Source organism: Haloferax profundi, assembly GCF_001469865.1.
GTDB classification, from domain to species: domain Archaea; phylum Halobacteriota; class Halobacteria; order Halobacteriales; family Haloferacaceae; genus Haloferax; species Haloferax profundi.
In genome coordinates, this window is the sequence record NZ_LOPV01000486.1 from 1 (window position 1) to 941 (window position 941).

The window sequence follows — 941 nt, forward strand, 5'->3', positions numbered from 1 at the left end:
AGCGGTGATTCGATCAGGTTCAACTGGCCGGGCAGTCGAGTGAATCTGGAAATCAAAGTCCAGTGCGTTCAGCACACTTCCAAAGGAGTTGGCCATCGCCTCCCACTCTCTATCAGTAGCGAGTGAGAGATTGGCTGGACTCACGCGAAGTGCGGCGACGAGATGACCATCAGTGCGCTCAACCAGATTCGAGACTGGCAAAAAGCGCTTGACTTGCGTAAGTGAGTCGGTCTGTTTGGCGGGTGTTTCAGCGACTGCGGTTTTAGTGTGCTCTGCTCGTGAAAACATAATCATATCCGCCAACCACTGCTGTGGCGACTTGTGAGACGGCGTCACGAAAATGAGCCCAGCGGTCAACAGCAGGATTCCAATCACCGCGAGGAGACCGCCGATGTTCAGCCATTGGGGAGTTGCAAGCAGAATGAATCCACAGACAACCCCAGCCGGGAGGAATAGCTTCAGGTCGTTGAGACTGTAGTCGATTTCGATGCCGAAGATCTCGTCACTCGTCCCGAACTCGTCGAGGATTCGTCGAGGCGTGTCGCGGTGGCTCATTCGTTCTGCCCCCGCGTGTTGAAGACCGTATCTCGACTCTCAGCAGTCTGTTGAGCGAGCGAGTATGGGCCACCGTAGCGTTGACTGGCGACTGCTTCTCTCACGTCGTAGAACTGCTCGTCATCCGTACCTCGGAGTACAAGTGTCTCGTTCGAGAAGGCTTGTCCAATTCGTTCATAGCCTCTATTCAAGGCCCAGTCTCGTGAGACAGTCGCACCACGTCCTGCATCTGTGAATTCACCGTGGCTGTTGAAATATCCAGCCACGTACTTCTGATCACTCGAAAGTTCGCGGGGGCTTGTTACTTCTGTCACGTCACGACGTTGTCGTACTGCGTCTCCTCTATTTGAAGAGTGAGTCGACGACCCCGAGGCACCCAGACTCGC

Annotated in this window: 1 pseudogene; it reads right to left on the bottom strand. The window is 54.7% G+C overall.

Annotation, left to right across the window (positions count from 1 at the left end):
- Positions 1 to 555, bottom strand: a pseudogene (locus AUR66_RS15820) (hypothetical protein); the annotation flags it as partial.
- Between the last annotated feature and the right edge of the window lie 386 nt (positions 556 to 941).